A 19,043-nucleotide genomic window follows, 5' to 3' on the forward strand; every position below is an offset into this window, starting at 1 on the left:
CATGGGAAAGCTCGATGGCAAAGTTGCAGTGATCACCGGTGCGACGAGTGGCATGGCTCTGGCCGGCGCCAAATTGTTCGTTGAAGAAGGGGCGCATGTCTTCATTTCGGGCCGGCGGCAAGACGCACTCGACAAGGCGGTGAAACTGATTCACCGAAACGTGACCGGGGTGCAGGCCGATTCGGCGAACCTCGACGACCTCGACCGACTATTCGAGACGGTGAAACAGGAGAAGGGTTCGATCGACGTTCTGTGGGCCAGCGCCGGAATTGGCGAACAGGGCAAGCTCGGTGAAATCACCGAGCAGCACTTCGATGCCGCCTTCTCGGTCAATGCACGTGGCACCCTCTTCACGGTTCAAAAGGCGTTGCCGCTGTTCAACGACGGAGGCTCGATCTTCATGACCGGGTCTAATGCGTCACTTCGAGGTTACCCAGACTGGAGCGTGTACGCGGCGAGCAAAGCCGTGCAGCTCGCCTATGCGCGAGTGTGGGTGTCTGAGCTGAGAGACCGGAAGATTCGGGTGAACGTGCTGACCCCAGGGCAAGTGAATTCGCCGGTTCTGGAGCAGGTGATGGATGCGGAGATGAAGGCAATGTTCGAGTCGGTGATTCCGCGGCGCGAAATGGGCCAACCAGACGAAATCGCGTCGGTCGCGTTGTTTCTCGCGTCGGATGACTCGAGCTACGTCAACGGCTTGGAGTTGGTCACCGACGGCGGCAGCACAGTGATCTGAACCGTCATGCGGGTGGCCAAGCCCACCCGCATCTCGGGGCCGGCCTTCGCTATCGGCTGACTTTCGACCGAGTGTCGGCTCAGCGGGTGTACTCGAAGGTGAAAAGCACCGGGCGGTGGTCTGATGCTCCTCGGGGCAGCACGTCGGCGCCGCTGACATCGAGCCCAGAGGCGGTGGCGAGGTCGAACTTGCCTCGTACGAGGCTTCGATTCTTGTTGTACGTGCTGGTCGATGTGCGGGCGACGGTGAAGCCGCGACGTTTGAGGTGGCGTCGGAGCATGCTCAGCAGGATGGGGTGGTTGTAGTCACCGGCCATTACCGCGGGCAGGCTCGGTCCCAGCTTTCGGAGAGCTTCGTGGGCGTCGTCGACCTGAAGGCGTCGGAACGCATTGGAGTCGGTGAACGGCGTGCCGTGGAACGAGCCCAGAACCAAGCGTCGACCCGTCTGTCTGTCGTGCACTCGCGCTGTGACCAGTCGGTGTTCGGTTCCGCCGACGAGTCGGTCATGGCGCGAGATAGACAGTTTGATCTTCGCTGCCGCTTCGACAGTGAAGCGGTCGGAGCGTGCGTAAAGCGCTACAGCAAGACGGTTACCCGTCGTTCCGGATGCCAGTGTCAGGTTGCCGAGCCGGGTCGGCAGGCTCGACGAGTGGGCTTCCTGAAGACAGAGAACGTCGGGAGAGTGAGTCGTGACGAGCGACTCTAGTTCGCGTTGAGCGCGCCCTTGCCACAGGTTATAGCTGAGCACTTTCAGCACTGTGGATATCCTTCCGGTCCACTCTTTAGCAACTTAGCAGTTGCTGTCTCGATGGGGTATTCGACGAACGCGATGTGGGTGGAGTTTGGCGACCAGCTGGGCACATTGATTGTGCCCTGCCCGCCGAACAGGTGCCGCAGGTCACGTACGTTTGACCCATCGGGGTCGCAGAGTCGAAGAACGACCTCACGATCATCCGGATGCCCCTCGGTTTCTGGTGGGAAGCTGATGTACGCAATCGTGGTGCCGTCGGGTGAGATGTGCGGAAACCAGTTGACCCGCTCGTCGTCGCTCAGTTGTTCTACGCCAGATCCGTCTGGGCGCATGCGGAAGAGCTGTGCGTGACCTGGTCGGGTGCGCTCGCGCTCGGAATTGAAATAGATCCACTCGCCGTCGGGTGAGTACTCAGACCCGTCGTCGGGGTACTCGTCGTCTGTCAGCTGGGTGTCGGTGCCGCCCGCAGCAGGAACCGTGAAGACGTTTGCTGGCGACCAAACACCGTCAGCAGGTGCTGCGATGCCGATATAGGCGAGGGTCGATCCGTCGGGACTAACACCGTGCAAGAAATGCAGTCGACCGTCGTTGTCGTTCGTTACGCGTGTCAGTGGCCCGCCCGTCAGCTGGGCCCGATAGATGTGCCGGTCTTGTGCGGAGACGAACACGTGCTCGCCGTCGGGATCAAGCACATGGTCGTTGTTGAGTTCGGGGATATCGCCCAGGTCGATGCGCTCGGGCTCTGCGCCGTCACGGAGTTCGAGCCGGAAAAGATGCCCGTCACCATTGATGTAGAGCGTCGAGCCATCGAGCGACCAGTTGGGGGCCTCGTACAGAATCTCGCGCGACTCGAAACGCACCTGCTCCTCCCCCGTGTTTACGTCGAGGGTGAGGATGCGTGCCAGTTGCCCTCGCGCGAGTGTGCGTGCCATGGTGCCGTCTTTCTATCGAATGCAGATCAAGCAATCGCCGGGCGGCTCCGCGACCAACTCAGCAGCCAGACCATCGCGTGCCGAAACGTCGCTAGCGATGTGGATCCTGAAGCTGTGCATCAGTTCTCATCTCGGAGCAAACGAACCTCCGCCGGGAATCGTTGAACCTTTTCCAGCTCAGCGCGTGCTTTCTACAATATTCAGGTTACTGAGGCAACAGCCCTTGCCGAACAGGTCGCCTCAGCCTGGCTCAACGTCGGATCTCACTGAAGTCAACTCCATACCTCGTTCCGTTGAGGATTCCAGCTAGCGTTGGCGGGTGAGCGAACCCAGCCCGAGGAATAAACGTCCCCCCAAAAACACCGAAACGCCGTGTCTATCTCACCCACGAACAGGCGGATCGCTTGGACGCTAAGTGTGGTCAGAACGAGACACTCGTGCTGTTCCTCGCCTACACGCGCCTGAGGTGGGGTGAGGCAATTGAGAAGCGAGTCGGATCGCTCGACACACTGCGCCGACGAGTCCTCGTGCAGGTGCACTCGTCACGCGTCGGTGGCCGAATTATTGTCGGCACTCCGAAGGGCCACGAGGCTCGAAGCGTGCCCCATCCCTCATTCCTCGCCGAGCCGTTGGCGCGGTTATGCGAGGGGAAGTCACGCGATCAGCTTGTGTTCGGTGACGGCATCACTCACCTCGGAACGCCGTCGTCCCGAGACGGCTGGTACGACTACGCGATTCGCCGACTTCAGACAGCAGATCCCTCCTTTCCGCGCATTACGCTCCACGACCAGAGGCACACTGCTGCGAGCCTTGCGATCAGCGCTGGAGCAAACGTGAAGGCCGTACAACGGATGCTCGGCCACAAGTCGGCCGCGATGACACTCGACACCTATGCCGATCTTTTCGACGACGATCTCGACGCAGTCACTGACGCGCTCAACGATGCTCGCTCGCGTTCAAAAGCCTCTGCGATTTCTGCGACACTCTCCCCGGGCCGATCAATCGAGTTTGAAGTGCTGAGCACTACCGGTCTTTGACGCGAATCACATCTGGCATGAGGTAGCTGCCTCCGATGAGTGACTCATCCGGTACGTATGCACGCACCGCAAGGCAGAACGATCCGTCGGGCGCTGGAAGCCAGTTCGCTCGTGCGTCGTCGGCCTCGGGCACTGCCGCACCGAGGTAGAGCGTGAGCTTTCCGTCGATGATGCGCAACGCACCAGCATCCAGATACGCCGTACCAAGGTTGACGCGACCGTTGCTCGGGTTGGCGAGCATAAAGATTTCGGCGTTATACATGGTGATCGACCAGAAGCCGCCTCGTGACGCATCAACGGGTGGCAGATCGTCCGCATCGAAGGTGACCGTGTAGTCCTCGAGACCGCTCAGCACCTGACCGTCACTGTCGAGCCCGCGTGTCAGGTACAGAGCTTCGTGATAGTCGTTGACGAAAATGTAGATGACCGCGGCGATGGCTCGCCCGTACCAGTCTGATTCCCACAGGCCGCCGTTGGGCTGGCGCCGCCACCCGTTTCCGACGTCGAGCCCAGCCTGAATGTAGTTCGCCGCGGCGTGGAGATCGGTGTACGCCGCGGTTGCGACACGATCGAGGATTCCCCGATAGTTGTCGTTCGATTTGTAGAGAGCCACGAGGGCGCGCGCCTGATCGGCCATCGGAGCGTCGTCGGGCCCGAAGTGCGTGACGAGCTCGAGCATCGATTCAAGATCGGTCCAGAACGATTGCGGTTTCACCCAGTCGGGTCGGCTCGCCGACGGGTTAGCCGCAATCATCTCAGCCGTGACGCCGGGCGGGAACACTGCGTTGCGAGCGTAACTGTCGTAGGCGAAATCGAACTGCCCCTCGGTGTTCTCGCTGAACGGATACATGCCCAACTGATTCAGCACCGCTCGAGCGCGCTGTTTGCCTTCTGGGTTTTGTGTTGCGAAGCTGCGGGGCAGCACCGCACCAACCTCGGTAGGCATGCGCAGCAGTCCGAGGAATCCGTCTGGCACTTCGCCGGCCCATTCCGGCCCCACCATCAAGAATTTACCCCCCGGTGTGGCCGAGGCAGAGCCGAGTTGATGCACGACATTGGTCATCACATCAACGATCTGGATGGTCCAGTAGTGACCATCCGGAACGTCGGTTGGAGTCTGAACGATCACGGCCTCGCTGCTGAGGTCGAAGAATCCGGCGCCGTAAATCGTGTCATAGTTCGGCGTCACGACCCAGCGTTGCGCAGGGCTCATGTAGTCACCGAGGCCGCCGGTGTGGTTCTTCGGCCCGCCCGGCAAGATTCCGAGCATGGTGCCGCGTTGACCGGCCATGATCTGCCACACATTCGTGCGCCCGAACGTATCAACGCCGGGGTAGGCCCAGTAGAACACCACACGGGCGAGCGCCTCGACATAATTCTCGCTCGCAGACTGCGCCGAGACCCCTGCCGCGTGGGGCAGGTTGGGGTGACCAGGAAGGAACGATGTCGCCGTCTGCTCAACGCTGATGTGCTCAGTCATCCAGATGCCTCCTCGTAGAGCAACGTCGGTTTTTCCGACAGTCTGAGCGTAGATGCTAGTGCTCTGACTCCGCGATAGTCCTCGAGCCTCGATTTCTGAACTATCCGAAGAGAACACTCCAGAAACGCTAGAGCAAGCCTGAAACCACTCCATATGATCAACCGATATCCAGGGTGATCTGATTACCACTCGGAGATGCAACAAAAAAGGCCCCACTTCCGCATGAATAAGGGGAAGAAGGGCCTTCGAGCTGAGTACCCCCAGAGGGACTCGAACCCTCACTGTGTCGATTTTAAGTCGACTGCCTCTGCCAATTGGGCTATGGGGGCGACCTGTGCAGCTACTCTTTCGAGACAGCGCCGCCTACGGGCACGGGTGCGCCGGCGGGGCCGGGATGCCCTGCAGCAGCCGGCTCGGCAGCGACAGCCACGCGCGGGCGTGAGGCAAACTCTTCGAACGCCGCGCGGGGGTGCACGCGAGCCTCAAGCGAGACGATGTCTCGGCCGAGGAAGAAGTTGAGCACCCAACCCCAGACGACACGGAACTTGCGCTCCCAGCTCGGCATGGCGAGACCGTGGTAGCCGCGGTGCATGAACCACGCGGGAAGGCCCGTGATGCCGATCTTGCCCGATTGGAAGGCGCCCACGCCGAGCCCGAGGCCGGCGACCGCGCCCAGGTTCTTGTGCTCGTAGTCTTTGAGGTCTTCACCACGAAGCTCTGAAACGAGGTTCTTCGCGAGCTGTTTGCCCTGGCGAACAGCGTGCTGAGCGTTCGGCACGCAGAAGCCGCCGACACCACCACCGCTGAGGTCGGGAACAGCAGAAACGTCACCGGCACCCCAGGCGTCGATGACGACCTCGTCTTTATCGTCGTGCACGCGAAGGTCGGGGCGAACGCGCAGGCGACCGCGCTCTTCGGTGGGCAGGTCGGTGTTCTTGAGCATGGGGCTGGCCATGACGCCGGCCGTCCAGACGATGGTGTCGCTCTCGAACGAGACACCGGTCGAGAGCTCGACGAGCCCTCCGACAGCGCCTTGCACTTGGGTTTCGAGGTGAACCTCGGCACCTCGCTCGGCGAGGTTCTTGACCACCCAGTTCGCGGTCTTCACCGAAACCTCGGGCATGATGCGGCCCATGGCCTCGATGAGGTGGAAGTGGGTGTCTTCGAACTCGAGCTCAGGGTACTTGTCGAGCAGAGCGCTGGCGAACGAACGCATTTCGGCGAAGATCTCGATGCCCGCGAATCCGCCGCCCACGACGACGAAGGTGAGCAGGCGATCGCGTTCGGGGCCTTCGGGCAGCTGTGAGGCCTTGTCGAAGTTGGTCAGAATTCGGTCGCGAATTGCGGTCGCTTCTTCGATGGTCTTGAGGCCGATGGCTTCGTCGGCGATGCCGGGAATCGGAAAGGTTCGCGAAACGGCGCCGGCGGTGACCACGATGATGTCGTAGTCGAGCTCGTATTGCTCGCCCGCGTTGGGCAGAATGGTGACCGTTTTTTCAGCGTGCGTGATCTTCTCGACCTTGCCCGCGATGACCCTGGTCTTCTTGAGGTGCCGGCGCAACGAGACCACTGCGTGACGGGGCTCGATCGAACCCGACGCGACCTCCGGCAAGAACGGCTGGTAGGTCATGTAGGGCAGAGGGTCGACGACAGTGACTTCTGCCTCGCCTGCGCGAAGCCATTTTTCAAGCTTCCAAGCGGTGTAGAAGCCGGCGTAACCGCCGCCGACGATCAAGATTTTGGGCACAGTGATAGATCTCCTCAGTGAAGGTATAGCCATAGGCTACTACCTCCGCCACACGCCCCCTGAACCGACTACCAATCGATGATCGGCCGAAGACGAGCGACGAAGCATGTTATTGGCCCGCACTGGCCCTGTCTTTATTGTAGTCGACGCACTGGCAGACGAGCGGCGACCAGTCACCTTGCGCCAGCGCCAAATCGCCGATGGGGTTCACACCCGGCCCCGCGGCGAGCGAGTGCGCCGCAAGAGCGTGCAGGCACTTCACCCGAACCGGCATTCCGCCGGCCGAGATGCCTTCGATTTCGGGAACGACGGCGATGCCCTCGCGGTCTGCGAGATAGGTCTCGTGGGCGAGACGGTAGGCATCACGCACGGTCTCATCAGTAGCGAGCAGGTCTTGCAGAACGGGCATCACTTGTGTCGCCTCGAGGTCTGACATGGCAGCCGTGGCGGCGGGGTGGCTCAGGTAGTACAGCGTCGGAAACGGCGTGCCGTCATCGAGTCGAGGCGCAGTAGCGACCACCGTCGGCGCGCCGCAGACGCAGCGAGCCGCGATGCCGAGAACGTTGCGTGCCGGGCGGCCCAGCTGAGCTGAGACGGTGGCGATGTCGGCCTCGCTTGGCGGGTCGAACGGTGGGGTGGTCATGAAGTGCTCACTGTGTTGGTGCTGGGGTGGGGGCGGGCGTCGCCGGGGCGGGCGTCGCGGGGTCGGCGGGAGCCGGCGTCGCAGCCCCGAGCTGGTCGGGGGTCTGGTTGCTCAAACCCGCTGTCATGCCCGAGGCGAACAGGGCGGCCATCCAATTGCTCCGGGTCGATTGGATGCTCGTACTGACCGGAGCGCTCGAACCGGTCGCATTGGGCGCCGTGTCATTGAGCACGAGAAAACTGGTCTCGCCGGGCATCACGAAATAGAGCCGCTCGCGTGCCTCGGCCCTGATGTAGGCCGGGTCGCTCCACCGGGCAACCTGGGCTGTGAGCGTGGAGTTCTGCGTTTGGGCCGACTGCAGGTTGTTCTGCAGGTCTGCGATCTGCTGACGCTGCTCGATGAACACACGCGCGCCCGGAGCGACGATGACCACGAACAGCACGAGCACAATCAGCATGAGCACGGTGAACCCCGAGAACCGAATGCTGCGCAGCCAGTTCGTCGATGCGGAACCACCGGCCGCCGCACCAGCGGGAGCCCGGCCGGTGACGTGCACCGGGCGCGAAGAACCTGTCGCTGATGTTTTGGCCGGTGGCCTCATGAATTTCCTTGCACTTAGCCCGTGACGAGAGGTCAGGCCGTGAAGCGCGGGAACGCGGTGCGGCCCGCGTAGACGGCGGCTTCGGCCAGCTCTTCTTCTATTCTCAAGAGCTGATTGTACTTAGCGACTCGCTCGCTTCTGGCAGGCGCACCGGTCTTGATCTGACCCGAGTTCGTGGCAACGGCCAAGTCGGCGATGGTGGTGTCTTCGGTTTCGCCCGAACGGTGCGACATCATGGTGGTGTAACCGCTGCGCTGGGCGAGGCTGACCGCGTCGAGCGTCTCGGTGAGCGTACCGATCTGGTTCACCTTCACCAGCAGCGAGTTGGCGACTCCGAGCGAGATGCCCTTCGCAAGGCGAGTCGGGTTGGTGACGAACAGGTCGTCGCCGACGAGCTGCACCTTGCTGCCGATTTCGCCGGTGAGGTGCTGGTAACCCTCCCAGTCGTCTTCTTCGAGCGGGTCTTCAATGGAGACCAGCGGGTAGTTCGCGAGCAGGTTCTCGTAGTACGAGCTGAGCTGCTGCGCCGTAGTCGCCTTGCCCTCGAACTGGTACGCGCCATCTTTGTAGAACTCACTCGCAGCGCAGTCCATGGCCAGAGCGATGTCTTTGCCGGGGGTGAAGCCGGCCTTCGTGATCGCTTCGACGATGAGGTCGAGCGCTGCTGCGTTGCTCGAGAGGTTCGGCGCGAAGCCGCCTTCGTCGCCGAGGCCCGTGGAGAGGCCCTTGCTCGACATCAGCGACTTCAGGGCATGGTAGGTCTCAACGCCCCAGCGCAGCGCCTCAGCGAACGTCTCGGCGCCGATGGGGGCGATCATGAACTCTTGAATGTCGACGTTCGAGTCGGCGTGCGAGCCACCATTGATGATGTTCATCATGGGCACCGGCAGAACGTGGGCGTTCGGGCCACCGACGTAACGGAACAGCGGCAGGTCGGCCGAGTCGGCCGCGGCACGGGCCACAGCGAGCGAGACGCCGAGAATGGCGTTCGCGCCTAGACGGCTCTTGTTCTCGGTGCCGTCGAGGGCGATCATTGCGCCGTCGACAAGGCGCTGGTCGCTGGCGTCGAAGCCTTCGAGTGCCGGGCCGAGCTCGTCGATCACGGCATCCACTGCCTTCAGAACACCCTTGCCGAGGTAACGGCTTTTGTCACCGTCGCGCAGCTCGTAGGCCTCAAAAGCCCCGGTCGATGCGCCAGACGGTACGGCGGCGCGTGAAACCACGCCGTCATCGAGCAGAACCTCGACCTCGATGGTCGGGTTGCCGCGCGAATCAAGAATTTCGCGAGCACCTACAGCTTCGATCAATGCCACTGGATTGTCTCCTCAGGGTTCAAAATGACGGATGACGCGTTCAGCGTGCATCCGCCGCCCAGTCTAACGACTCGCTGAGAACGCCTGCAGTCGGGGCCTTCGACCTGTGGATGATCGTGCAAACGTCACCCTGTGAAGAAGTGGTCAGGCGGCGAGTTCTTGAACGCCCATGCGGTCGCCGATGAGGTCTGTCGCCTCGGCGAGCACGTCGACCTCGCGGCTGGAGAGGTCGGCGAAGAGGGGTTCGAGGGCGACACCGAGGCGGAAGCGCCAGTCGTCGAGCGCGATCTGACCCTTGGGGGCGATGGCGATCTGCCAGGCGCGGGCGTCTGAGCTGTCGGCGATGCGCTTGATCCACTCGAGTTCGTTGAGGCCCCGCACGATCTTGGTCATCGTGGGCTGGCTGACGCGGCTCGCGGCGGCCAATTCGCCGAGGCGCATGGGGCCGGCCGATGTCAGAACGCTCAGAGTGCGCCAGGCCGCAGGTGAGGTGTTTTCTCCCGTGGCCTGGGCCGCGAGACGGGTAAGACGGTGGGTGACGGTTACGAGGTCGCCCAAAAGTGCTGATAATTCGCTGTTCACTTGATTTATTGTATAGCCGAACTATATATAAACCAAAACCGTTCGCTCAGCGCTTACCCAGCCATTCGATAAAACAGTGATGTATTCTCATATACGAGCATTTGGCCGACTTCTTGTCGGGAAATTGTCGCGCTCGGGTGAAACATTGGGAGTTTTTCATGGCTTTGTGGGTTTTGGCGGTCCTACCCGTGATTCTAGTCGGCGTGATTCTTGTCACGACCAGACGTAACGCTCGGCCAAAAAGCGTTCGCAATGGAGTAGTTGGTTCGGCGTACGTTGTCACAGTACGATCGCATCGGCAATGGGCCAGCTCCGCGCAAGGCTACTGCGACATGGATGTGGTGCTCTCGGCTCCAGGTTTGACACCGGTTGCTGCCCGTTACTCGCATGCGATCGTGACGTCAAAATGGCCTGAACCCGGAATGACATTGCCCGCGTCGATAGATCCCGCGAATCCCCAGAAGTTCACCATTCTGTGGCAGCAACTCAACTCGGGCCCTGAGTCGGGCCATCGTCGCGCAGAAGATATCGCCGCACAAATGAAAGCGCCAGACCGGTCGGCCGCACACGTCGAAGAAACGCCCGCCCAGGGCGATGAGCGTCAGCAGATATCTCTAAACGGCTCACCGATCGATTCATCCCAAGTGGACACAGAAGCTCTGTGGCGCAACTTCGATGGTCTGATGGCCGCGGCCAGCTCCTCATCTGCACCTCTGTCGCGCCCCGCCCAAACAACCGACGTCGCACCCCTATTAGACAGGCTTGCCAGCCTTCGCGATCGTGGAATTTTGACGCAGGCTGAGTTCGAGGCTCAGAAACAGAAGCTCCTCAGCCTCTAATGTCGCTGGTGGCGTAAAAACTGGACTTCACGTTAGAGGGGTTTGGGGGTCAGGTCTGCCATGTCGTGGGTGTCTGAGGTGACGAACGCGAAGGTGATGTAGCCCGAGGCCGCGGCGCGGTCGAGTTGCGCCTTGGTGTTCTTGGTGCGGCGTTCGAGGCGCACACGGGTGCCGGCCGCGATGAGTTGCGTCTTGAGGCCGAGCAGTTGAGCCGGGGTGGCGTCTGATTCGTGCAGCAGCAGCAGAGCATCCGGTAGCCCGATCTGTTCGGCCTGCAAGAGGTCGACGATGCGCTCGAAACCGATGGAGAAACCGCACGCGGGCACGTCTTGACCGAGGAAACGGCCGATCATGCCGTCATAACGGCCTCCCCCGCCGAGCGAGAACGAGAAGTCGGGGTGGGCGATCTCGAAGATGGTGCCCGTGTAATAGCCCATGCCGCGCACGAGAAACGGGTCGAAAACGAGAAGCTCGGGGTCTACGACCTCGGCGAGGGCCGCGAGCTCGGCGATGAGGACCTCGTCGACTCCGTGCGGCAGCGCCTTGGTGATGGCACGCACGCCGAACGGATTGAACTCGAGCGTGGTGACCCGGTGAAAGAAGGCGTCGAGGGCGTCGACGGCCTCGGGCGTTGCGCCGCGTTCGCGCAATTCTGCGACTACGCCGTCGGGGCCCACCTTGTCGAGCTTGTCGACGGTGATCAAGACCTGTGGATGCTCGGCCGCACCGAACCCGAACACGTTCAGCATCTCGGTGAGCAGCCGCCGGTCGTTGATGCGAATGGTGCAGCCCTCGAGCCCGAGGGCGTCGAGGGTGGCGAGGGTCGCGGTGATGATCTCGGCCTCGGCGAGCTGGCTCTTTTCACCGATGATGTCGATGTCGCACTGCACGAATTGGCGGTACCGCCCCTTCTGCGGGCGTTCGGCACGCCAGACGGGTGCGATCTGAATTGAGCGGAAGACGCTCGGCAGTTCGGCTCGGTGACTGGCGTAGAACCGCGCGAGGGGAACAGTGAGGTCGAAACGCAGGCCCAGGTCAGCGAGGCTTTGCGGGTCGTCATTCGCCGCCGCGGTGGCCAGCTCGGGGCCCGGAATGGCGCGCTTCAGTACGCTGAAGCTGAGCTTTTCGTTGTCGCCGCCGAGGCCGGAGTGCAGGCGCTCGATGTCTTCCATCACGGGCGTCTCGATCTCGTCGAACCCGTGGGCGGTGTAACTGGTGCGGATGATGCCGAGCGCACGCTCGCGAGCCGCCTTCTCGGCGGGCAGAAAGTCGCGCATGCCGCGGGGCGGGGTTATTGCTTGGGCCATGCCTCAATTGTGCCAGCCCGGGCTGGGTCAGTCGGCCGCGGGGAACGCGATGACGCCGGCGTCTGACGAGTCTGGGTCGAATGGTGTTTGCCGGGCATCCACTTCGGCCTCGCGAATTTCAGACTGAAGGTCGCGCAGCGTCGAACGCAACGCACGCTCGGCGTCGAGGCCCTGCGCCTTTGCAGATGCCACGATGGCGAGCAGCAGCGGCCCGAGTTCGTCTTCTGAGGCGACCGGGATGCTCTGCGGAGCATCGGCGTCGAGCAGCCCGATCTTCGCAGCCTTACCGAGCAGTTTGTCGGCGAGGGCGAGCGAGGGCATGCCCTGCGGTATTCCGTCGAGGATGCTCGTGCGAGAGGGTTTCTCGACCGCCTTCAGGTCATCCCATACGGCCACCACGTCGTCTGCCGTCTCGAGCCTCACCTCGCCGAACACGTGCGGGTGTCGGCCCACCATTTTCGCGGTCATGTGTGCGGCGACGTCGTGAATATCGAATTGCTCGCCAGCGGTGTGCGCCGCGAGGTCGGCGTGGAAGATGACCTGGTAGAGCACGTCGCCGAGTTCTTCGAGTAGGTCGTCGCGGGTGCCGGTTTCGATGGCGTCGACGAGTTCGTAGGTTTCTTCGATGAGGTATTTCACGAGAGACTCGTGGGTCTGCTCGGCGTCCCACGGGCATCCGCCGGGTGCGCGCAGGCGGGCGGTGACGGCGATGAGTTCGTCGAGTTTCGATTCGGTTGCCACGAAAATCCTCTGGTCGGCACGGTCGGAGCTGAATTCGACTGTAGCCCCTGCTGCGTCATGATCACCCCGAGCCGAAAGGGCATGCCGACGAGCATCCACTCTGATGGTGCGACAGCAACCCTGACAGGATGAGCGTATGAGCTTTCTGCGATCCGAACGCAACGCGGCCGCCATTCTGCTGGTCGCGGCCGCCCTCGGGCTCATTCTCGCGAACACCGGCTTCGGCACCGCGCTGCTGAATGCGAACGCGGCGCACATCGGCTTTCCGGCGATCAACCTCGACCTCTCGGTTGAGCACTGGACCAGCGACGGCCTGCTCGCCGTTTTCTTCTTCATCGTGGCCGTCGAGCTCAAACACGAACTCGTTGCCGGCTCGCTGAACTCGCCTGCCAAAGCACTGTTGCCGGCCATCGCGGCGCTCGGCGGCGTGGTCGTGCCAGCCGGCGTCTACCTGCTCTTCAACCTCGGCAGCCCCTACGGCGACGGATGGCCGATTCCCACCGCCACCGACATCGCCTTCGCCCTGGGCGTGCTGGCTATTTTCGGGCGCACTCTGCCCACCAAGATCCGCGTGTTTCTGCTGGCCTTGGCGGTGCTCGACGACCTCGTTGCCATTCTCATCATCGCGGTCTTCTTCACGACCTCGCTGAACCTGCCGGCGCTGGCGAGCGCGGCGGTGTGTGTCGCGGCGTTTGGTGTGCTGAGTTGGATGCTCGGCAGAGGTTCTCGGGCAGGAGCATCCGGTGCCCTGACCAGGCGAGGCGTACGAATACTCATTGGCGTCGTGATGGTGCTGATTGCATTACTGACGTGGGATCTGACCTATCAGTCGGGCATCCACGCAACCATCGCGGGGGTCGCTTTGGGGCTGGTGATGGCCGCGAAGCCCGCTGCGCGTTCGGCGCATGCGCTGCAGCCGTGGTCGAACGCGATCGTGCTGCCGCTTTTTGCGTTCTCGGCGGCGCTGGTGGCGATTCCGTCGGTGGGAATCAGCGAGCTGAGCCCAGCGTTCTGGGGAATTCTGGTGGCGCTGCCGGTGGGCAAACTCGTGGGAATCACGGTAGCGGGCTGGCTGGGCAGCCGGTTCGTGGGCCGGCGCGCGCCCGCGTCGAGCGTGCTGACGTTGCCCGATCTGGTGATGATCGGGGGGCTCGGTGGTATCGGGTTCACTGTCTCTCTGCTGATGAATGAGCTGGCGTTCAAGGGCATCGACGAGGTGATCGACGAAGGTACGCTCGCGGTGCTGCTGGGGTCGGCAGTGTCGATCGTGGTGGCGTCGCTGTTGGTGTCGGGGCGGTCGCGGGCGTATCGCAGCGGGCAGATGGCTGCGGCTTCGATCGATGCAGACGACGCGGCGCCAGCAGATTCGCCGTTCGCCGAGTGAGCGACAGGTCAGCGTACTGGCGCGCACGGGCGGGTAGCGTTGTCGGGTGACCGAACCGCTCGATTTTTCCACCGGCCGGAGCGGACACGCCACGGCCGTGAAGCCGGCGGCCCTGTGGCCGGTTGGGCTGGTTGTGGCGGGGCTGGCCTGCCAGGAGGTCGGCGCGTCTTTTGCCGTGGTGCTCTTTCCGTTGGTGGGGGCGCTCGGCATGGTCACCTTACGGTTGGTGTTCTCGGCCGTCATTCTGCTGATCGTCTGCCGCCCGAAGTTGCGCGGCTACCGGCGCAGCGACTGGATCACCGTCATCGGGTTCGGCGCCGTGCTCGCCACGATGAACATGCTGTTCTACGAAGCGCTTGCGAGGTTGCCGCTGGGCACGACGGTGACAATCGAGGTTCTAGGCCCGCTGGTGTTGTCGGTTGTAGTCAGCCGGCGCGCATCCAGTTGGCTGTGGGCGATTCTGGCGTTCGTGGGGGTGGCCTTGCTCAGCCAGGGGGGTGCGGATGCTCTTGACCCCATCGGTGTCGCCTTCGCGGCCGGGGCGGGGGCGGCCTGGGCCGGGTACATTCTGCTCTCGTCGCGGTCGGGCCGGAGGTTTCCGAAGCTCGACGGAATCGCCCTCGCCATGGGGTTCGCGGCGGTGCTGTCGCTGCCGTTCGGGCTGAGCACGGCGGGGGTATCGATCATCCAGCCCACCGCAGTGGTGCTGGGGCTCGCGGTGGCGGTGCTGTCGTCGACGATTCCGTATGCGTTCGAGCTGATCGCGCTGCGGCGGGTGCCCGAAGCGGTGTTCTCGATTCTGATGAGTCTCGCGCCGGCCATCGCGGCGCTGGCCGGCCTCGTGATTCTGGGGCAGTCGCTGACCTGGGTGGAGGGTGCGGCGATCGCGCTCGTGATCGCGGCGAGCATCGGCGCCGTGCGGGCGTCGGCGATGCGCGCACGGCGTGTGGCTGACTCAGCCGCCGCCATCACTCCGCTGCAAGCGGCGCAGTCGCAGCAGCGGTGGAGCTTGCGGGCGCGGGCGGCGGCGGGAAAATCGCGGCGAGGAGGTTCTCGACCCACGCGATGAGCTCGGCGTCGGGCAGCGACTCGCCGTTGACCACGGGCATGGGCACCGAGAGCGCCGCGGCCGCCGCGAAGTACTTCGACGACGGGTACAGGCGCTTCAGCCGCACCTGGATGGAATCGGGCAGGTTCGCCGGCGCCACACGCAGGTTCGAGCCCATGGCCACGACCTCAGAGAGCCCAGTGCGCTGCGCGAGTCGGCGCAGTTTCGAGACGGTGATGAGGTTCGTCACCTGCTCCGGCGGCTCGCCGTAGCGGTCGGTGAGTTCTTCGAGAACCTGATCGATCTGGCCGTCGGGCGACGACGGGGAGGTCGCCGACGAGAGCTTCTGGTACGCCTCGAGTCGCAGCCGCTCGCTGTCGACGTAGTCTTCGGGAATGTGCGCATCCACCGGTAGCTCGAGTCGCAGCTCGGTCTGACCCTCGGCGACGTCGCCGCGGAAGGTCGACACGGCCTCGCCGATCATGCGCAAGTACAGGTCGAAGCCGACCCCCGCGATGTGGCCCGACTGTTCGCCGCCGAGCAGGTTGCCGGCCCCTCGAATTTCGAGGTCTTTGAGGGCGACCTGCATGCCCGAGCCGAGTTCGTTGTTCGCGGCGATGGTCGAGAGCCGGTCATGGGCGGTCTCAGAGAGCGGCTTTCCTTCGTCGTACAAGAAGTACGCGTAAGCCCGCTCACGCCCACGGCCGACGCGGCCGCGCAACTGGTGCAGCTGAGAGAGCCCGTACTTGTCGGCACGGTCGATGATGAGCGTGTTGGCGTTCGGAATGTCGAGACCGGTCTCGATGATGGTGGTCGACACGAGAACGTCGAACTTGCGCTCCCAGAAGTCGACGATCACCTGTTCGAGCACGTGCTCGGGTAGTTGGCCGTGGGCTACGGCGATGCGGGCATCCGGAACCAGCTCGGCGATGTGCGCGGCCACCCGGCTGATCGACTGCACGCGGTTGTGCACGAAGAACACTTGGCCTTCGCGCAGCATCTCGCGGTGAATGGCTGCGGCGATCTGCCGGTCTGAGTTGGGGCCGACGTAGGTGAGAATCGGGTGCCGGTCTTCGGGCGGGGTCGCGAGCGTCGACATCTCGCGGATGCCCGTGACCGCCATCTCGAGCGTGCGCGGTATGGGCGTGGCGCTCATCGAGAGTATGTCGACGTTGGTCTTGAGCTTCTTGAGCTTGTCTTTGTGCTCGACGCCGAAACGCTGTTCTTCGTCGATGATGACGAGGCCGAGGTCTTTGAAGACCATGCCCTCGGTGAGAATGCGGTGAGTGCCGATGACCATGTCGATGGTGCCGTCTGCCAGGCCCTTGATGGTCTCGCGCACCTCTTTGTCTGACTGGAAGCGCGAGAGGGCCCGCGTGTGCACGGGAAAGCCTGCGAACCGCTCGCTGAACGTTTCGAGGTGCTGGCGCACAAGCAGCGTCGTGGGCACGAGCATGGCGACCTGCTTGCCCTCTTGGATGGCCTTAAAAGCGGCACGCACGGCGACTTCGGTCTTGCCGAAGCCCACGTCGCCGGCCAGCAGGCGGTCCATCGGAATGGGCCGCTCCATGTCGGCCTTGACCTCGTCGATGGTGGTGAGCTGATCGGGGGTTTCGGCGAACGGAAACGCCTCTTCGAGCTCACGCTGCCAGGGCGTGTCGGGGCCGAACGCGTAGCCCTTCGAGGCCATGCGCGCGCTGTACAGCTTCACGAGCTCGACGGCGATGTCGCGCACGGCCTTGCGCGCCTTCGATTTGGCCGACGACCAGTCGCTGCCGCCCATCTTCGACAGCGCCGGAGTCTCTCCCCCGACGTATCGGGTGAGCAGGTCGAGCTGGTCGGTGGGCACGTAGAGCTTGTCGCCCGGGTAACCGCGCTTCGAGGGCGCGTACTCGATGAGCAGGTATTCGCGTGTGGTCTTGACCGGGTTTCGCCCGCCGCTCGACACCTCGCGCTGGGTCAGCTCGAGAAACTTGCCGATGCCGTGGGTCTGGTGCACGACCACGTCGCCGGTTTTCAGCTGCAACGGGTCGACGACGTTCTTGCGGCGGGTCGCCAACTTCTTGACCTGGCGTGCGTCGTACCCGGCGCTTCGGCCATAGAACTCAGACTCGCTGATGAGCGCGAGCTTCGTCTCGGGCAGCTCGAATCCGCTCTCGACGGTGGCTTTGACGAGGTAGGCGATGCCCGGCTCGGCGTCAGCCGGAAATTCGTCGACGATGCGTGCGGGCAGCTCGCGCCCGGCCAGAACATCGGCCGCACGCTCGACGAGGCCCGCTCCGGCGGCGACCACGGCGACCGTCCAGCCGTCGCGAAGGCGGGTGGCGACGTGCTCGAGCGCACCGTCGACATTGCCCTGAAAGCTCGGTACGGCATCCGCTGCGATACGAACATAGTGGGCGTCGGCATCGACGATGGCTTGCAGGTGTTCGTCAGTGGATGCCGTACCGCTGTCAAACGTGCTGAGAGTCCACCACGGGCGGTTCACCCCGGCGGCATCGCGCAGATCGTTCAGCGTGATGAACTCCCCCGACGCCAGGTCGATGGGCGCCTCAGCACCGACGGTCGCGGCACTCCAGGCGGCCTGCAGAAACTCGCGATTGGTCTCAGTGAGGCTGACGGCGCGGGATGCGACTCGTTCGGGCGAAATCACGGCGATGGCCGCGCCCTCCGGCAGGTAGTGCGTGACGGTGACGAGCCGGTCGAGCAGCGCAGGTGCCAGAGACTCCATGCCCTCGACCGGAATGCCCTGCCCGATCTTTTCGAGCAGGCCGGCCAGGCTCGGAAACTCGTGCTGCATCTCGCGCGCCCGCTGCTGCACCGAGTCGCTGAGCAGCAACTCGCGGCTCGGCGGCAGTTCGACCTCGACCAGCTCGTCGTCGAGCGAGCGCTGGTCGGCTACCGAGAACAGGCGGATCGATTCGATCTCGTCGCCGAAGAAATCGACGCGCACCGGATGCTCGGAGACCGACGGAAACACGTCGAGAATGCCACCGCGCACCGCGAACTCGCCGCGCCGGGTGACCATGTCGACTCGCGAATAGGCGAGGCCGACGAGGTCTGCGGTGAGCCGGGTGAGGTCGTACCCGCGCCCGTTCTTGACGAGCCGCACCGGTTCGTGCTCGGTGAGGTTGTCGGCCAGGGGCTGCAACGCTGCGCGCACCGACGCCACGACCACGATCGGCCGCGGGCGCTGTGGCGCAAGGGGCGTGGCGGAGGTGGCCGCGTTCCGGCTGGCGGACGCGCGACCCCCGGCTGCGGCGGCCGCGGTGGATCCAGCGGTTTCAGCGGACTTCGCCGCGGGGCGCTTCTTCGCCGCCGAAGTCGGTGTCGGCGCGTAGGCGGGCAGGCCCGCGGCATCCACAGCGGCGGTCTCGGCAGACCAGGCGGCGAGCCGGCGCAGGGCCGCGATGCGCTTGCCCACGATCTCGGCGCTGGGGCTCAAGCGTTCGTGCGGCAGGGTCTCCCACGCCGGAAACTCGAGTATCTCGGCTTCGGGTGCGAGCGACGCAAGGCCGGCACGGATGCTCTCAGAGTCGCGCCCGGTCGCAGTCACCACGAGCAGCGCCTGCGGTAGGCCCTTCTCGGCGCGGCGGCCCAACAGGCCAGAAAGCAGTGGCGCCCGCAGCCCGTCGGCGAGCGAGAAGTCGGCGTTGCGACCCGACTCGTCGAGGGCGCGCTCGAACGTCGAGGCGCGCGAAAGCGCAGCGATTAAGCCCTGAAGGATCACTGGACAAGTCTACGGGCACCCCCTGACACTCCCGCCCCGGCCGCCGCGCCCGCGTCGGCTCAAGCGACAGGGCGCCGGGCCGGCGGCTCAGGGGGCGGGCGCCGACTCAAGCGACGGGCGGCGGCTCAAGCGACGGGCGTCGGCTCAGGCCGCGGGCACCGGCTCGAGCGGC

Annotated in this window: 16 protein-coding genes and 1 tRNA gene; 5 read left to right on the forward strand and 12 right to left on the reverse strand. The window is 63.9% G+C overall.

Annotated features, from left to right (window positions below; translation table 11 throughout):
• Nucleotide 1: 1 nt before the first annotated feature.
• On the forward strand, nucleotides 2–736 hold the full coding sequence (locus IEX24_RS10780) for an SDR family NAD(P)-dependent oxidoreductase (RefSeq protein WP_188678249.1): 735 nt from the start codon (nucleotides 2–4) through the stop codon (nucleotides 734–736).
• Between the two features lie 79 nt (nucleotides 737–815).
• Here the strand turns inward: IEX24_RS10780 and IEX24_RS10785 are convergent, their stop codons facing one another.
• Both IEX24_RS10785 and IEX24_RS10790 read right to left on the reverse strand, forming a co-directional pair.
• The gene (locus IEX24_RS10785) at nucleotides 816–1,493 is read right to left on the reverse strand and encodes an endonuclease/exonuclease/phosphatase family protein (RefSeq protein ID WP_188677966.1); all 678 of its coding nucleotides are present in this window, start codon (nucleotides 1,491–1,493) and stop codon (nucleotides 816–818) included.
• Nucleotides 1,487–2,419, reverse strand: a complete 933-nt coding sequence (locus IEX24_RS10790; RefSeq protein WP_188677969.1) for a TolB family protein — start codon at nucleotides 2,417–2,419, stop codon at nucleotides 1,487–1,489. Before IEX24_RS10790 ends, IEX24_RS10785 begins: the two co-directional genes overlap by 7 nt.
• 341 nt (nucleotides 2,420–2,760) lie before the next feature.
• Here IEX24_RS10790 and IEX24_RS10795 point away from each other — a divergent pair, with 341 nt between their 5' ends.
• Nucleotides 2,761–3,456, forward strand: coding sequence for a tyrosine-type recombinase/integrase (locus IEX24_RS10795; RefSeq protein WP_188678251.1), 696 nt, complete (start codon nucleotides 2,761–2,763; stop codon nucleotides 3,454–3,456).
• Here IEX24_RS10795 and IEX24_RS10800 read toward each other — a convergent pair.
• From IEX24_RS10800 to IEX24_RS10830, 7 genes are all read right to left on the reverse strand, one after another.
• Nucleotides 3,443–4,936, reverse strand: a complete 1,494-nt coding sequence (locus IEX24_RS10800) for a DUF1254 domain-containing protein (RefSeq protein ID WP_188677973.1) — start codon at nucleotides 4,934–4,936, stop codon at nucleotides 3,443–3,445. The genes IEX24_RS10795 and IEX24_RS10800 overlap by 14 nt on opposite strands.
• 255 nt (nucleotides 4,937–5,191) lie before the next feature.
• Nucleotides 5,192–5,265: transfer RNA gene (locus IEX24_RS10805), tRNA-Leu, on the reverse strand.
• 11 nt (nucleotides 5,266–5,276) lie between these two features.
• Nucleotides 5,277–6,683 (reverse strand): NAD(P)/FAD-dependent oxidoreductase, encoded by a 1,407-nt coding sequence (locus tag IEX24_RS10810; RefSeq protein ID WP_188677977.1) that lies wholly within the window; start codon nucleotides 6,681–6,683, stop codon nucleotides 5,277–5,279.
• Nucleotides 6,684–6,792: 109 nt separating this feature from the next.
• On the reverse strand, nucleotides 6,793–7,326 hold the full coding sequence (locus IEX24_RS10815; protein ID WP_188677980.1) for a DUF501 domain-containing protein: 534 nt from the start codon (nucleotides 7,324–7,326) through the stop codon (nucleotides 6,793–6,795).
• Between the two features lie 7 nt (nucleotides 7,327–7,333).
• On the reverse strand, nucleotides 7,334–7,927 hold the full coding sequence (locus IEX24_RS10820; protein WP_188677982.1) for an FtsB family cell division protein: 594 nt from the start codon (nucleotides 7,925–7,927) through the stop codon (nucleotides 7,334–7,336).
• 32 nt (nucleotides 7,928–7,959) lie between these two features.
• Entirely contained in the window at nucleotides 7,960–9,240 is a 1,281-nt protein-coding gene (gene eno, locus IEX24_RS10825; RefSeq protein ID WP_188677985.1) for a phosphopyruvate hydratase, read from the reverse strand.
• A 144-nt stretch (nucleotides 9,241–9,384) separates the two neighbouring features.
• A complete protein-coding gene (locus tag IEX24_RS10830) occupies nucleotides 9,385–9,822 on the reverse strand; it encodes a MarR family winged helix-turn-helix transcriptional regulator (RefSeq protein ID WP_188677988.1) in 438 nt (145 codons plus the stop codon).
• A gap of 332 nt (nucleotides 9,823–10,154) precedes the next feature.
• Here IEX24_RS10830 and IEX24_RS10835 point away from each other — a divergent pair, with 332 nt between their 5' ends.
• A complete protein-coding gene (locus tag IEX24_RS10835; RefSeq protein WP_188677991.1) occupies nucleotides 10,155–10,661 on the forward strand; it encodes an SHOCT domain-containing protein in 507 nt (168 codons plus the stop codon).
• A 32-nt stretch (nucleotides 10,662–10,693) separates the two neighbouring features.
• Here the strand turns inward: IEX24_RS10835 and hisS are convergent, their stop codons facing one another.
• Both hisS and IEX24_RS10845 read right to left on the reverse strand, forming a co-directional pair.
• Complete coding sequence (hisS, locus tag IEX24_RS10840) at nucleotides 10,694–11,968, reverse strand: histidine--tRNA ligase (protein WP_188677993.1); 1,275 nt, start codon at nucleotides 11,966–11,968, stop codon at nucleotides 10,694–10,696.
• Between the two features lie 27 nt (nucleotides 11,969–11,995).
• Nucleotides 11,996–12,709 (reverse strand): nucleoside triphosphate pyrophosphohydrolase, encoded by a 714-nt coding sequence (locus IEX24_RS10845; protein WP_229715237.1) that lies wholly within the window; start codon nucleotides 12,707–12,709, stop codon nucleotides 11,996–11,998.
• 136 nt (nucleotides 12,710–12,845) lie between these two features.
• Here IEX24_RS10845 and IEX24_RS10850 point away from each other — a divergent pair, with 136 nt between their 5' ends.
• Together IEX24_RS10850 and IEX24_RS10855 are read left to right on the forward strand one after the other, a co-directional pair.
• Entirely contained in the window at nucleotides 12,846–14,093 is a 1,248-nt protein-coding gene (locus tag IEX24_RS10850; protein ID WP_188677994.1) for a Na+/H+ antiporter NhaA, read from the forward strand.
• 97 nt (nucleotides 14,094–14,190) lie between these two features.
• Nucleotides 14,191–15,162: an EamA family transporter gene (locus tag IEX24_RS10855; RefSeq protein ID WP_229715253.1), complete on the forward strand. Its 972-nt coding sequence runs from the start codon at nucleotides 14,191–14,193 to the stop codon at nucleotides 15,160–15,162.
• Here the strand turns inward: IEX24_RS10855 and mfd are convergent.
• Nucleotides 15,062–18,871: a transcription-repair coupling factor gene (gene mfd / locus IEX24_RS10860; RefSeq protein WP_229715238.1), complete on the reverse strand. Its 3,810-nt coding sequence runs from the start codon at nucleotides 18,869–18,871 to the stop codon at nucleotides 15,062–15,064. The two genes, IEX24_RS10855 and mfd, sit on opposite strands and share 101 nt — an antisense overlap.
• Between the last annotated feature and the right edge of the window lie 172 nt (nucleotides 18,872–19,043).

The organism is Subtercola lobariae (assembly GCF_014640255.1).
Taxonomy (GTDB): domain Bacteria; phylum Actinomycetota; class Actinomycetes; order Actinomycetales; family Microbacteriaceae; genus Subtercola; species Subtercola lobariae.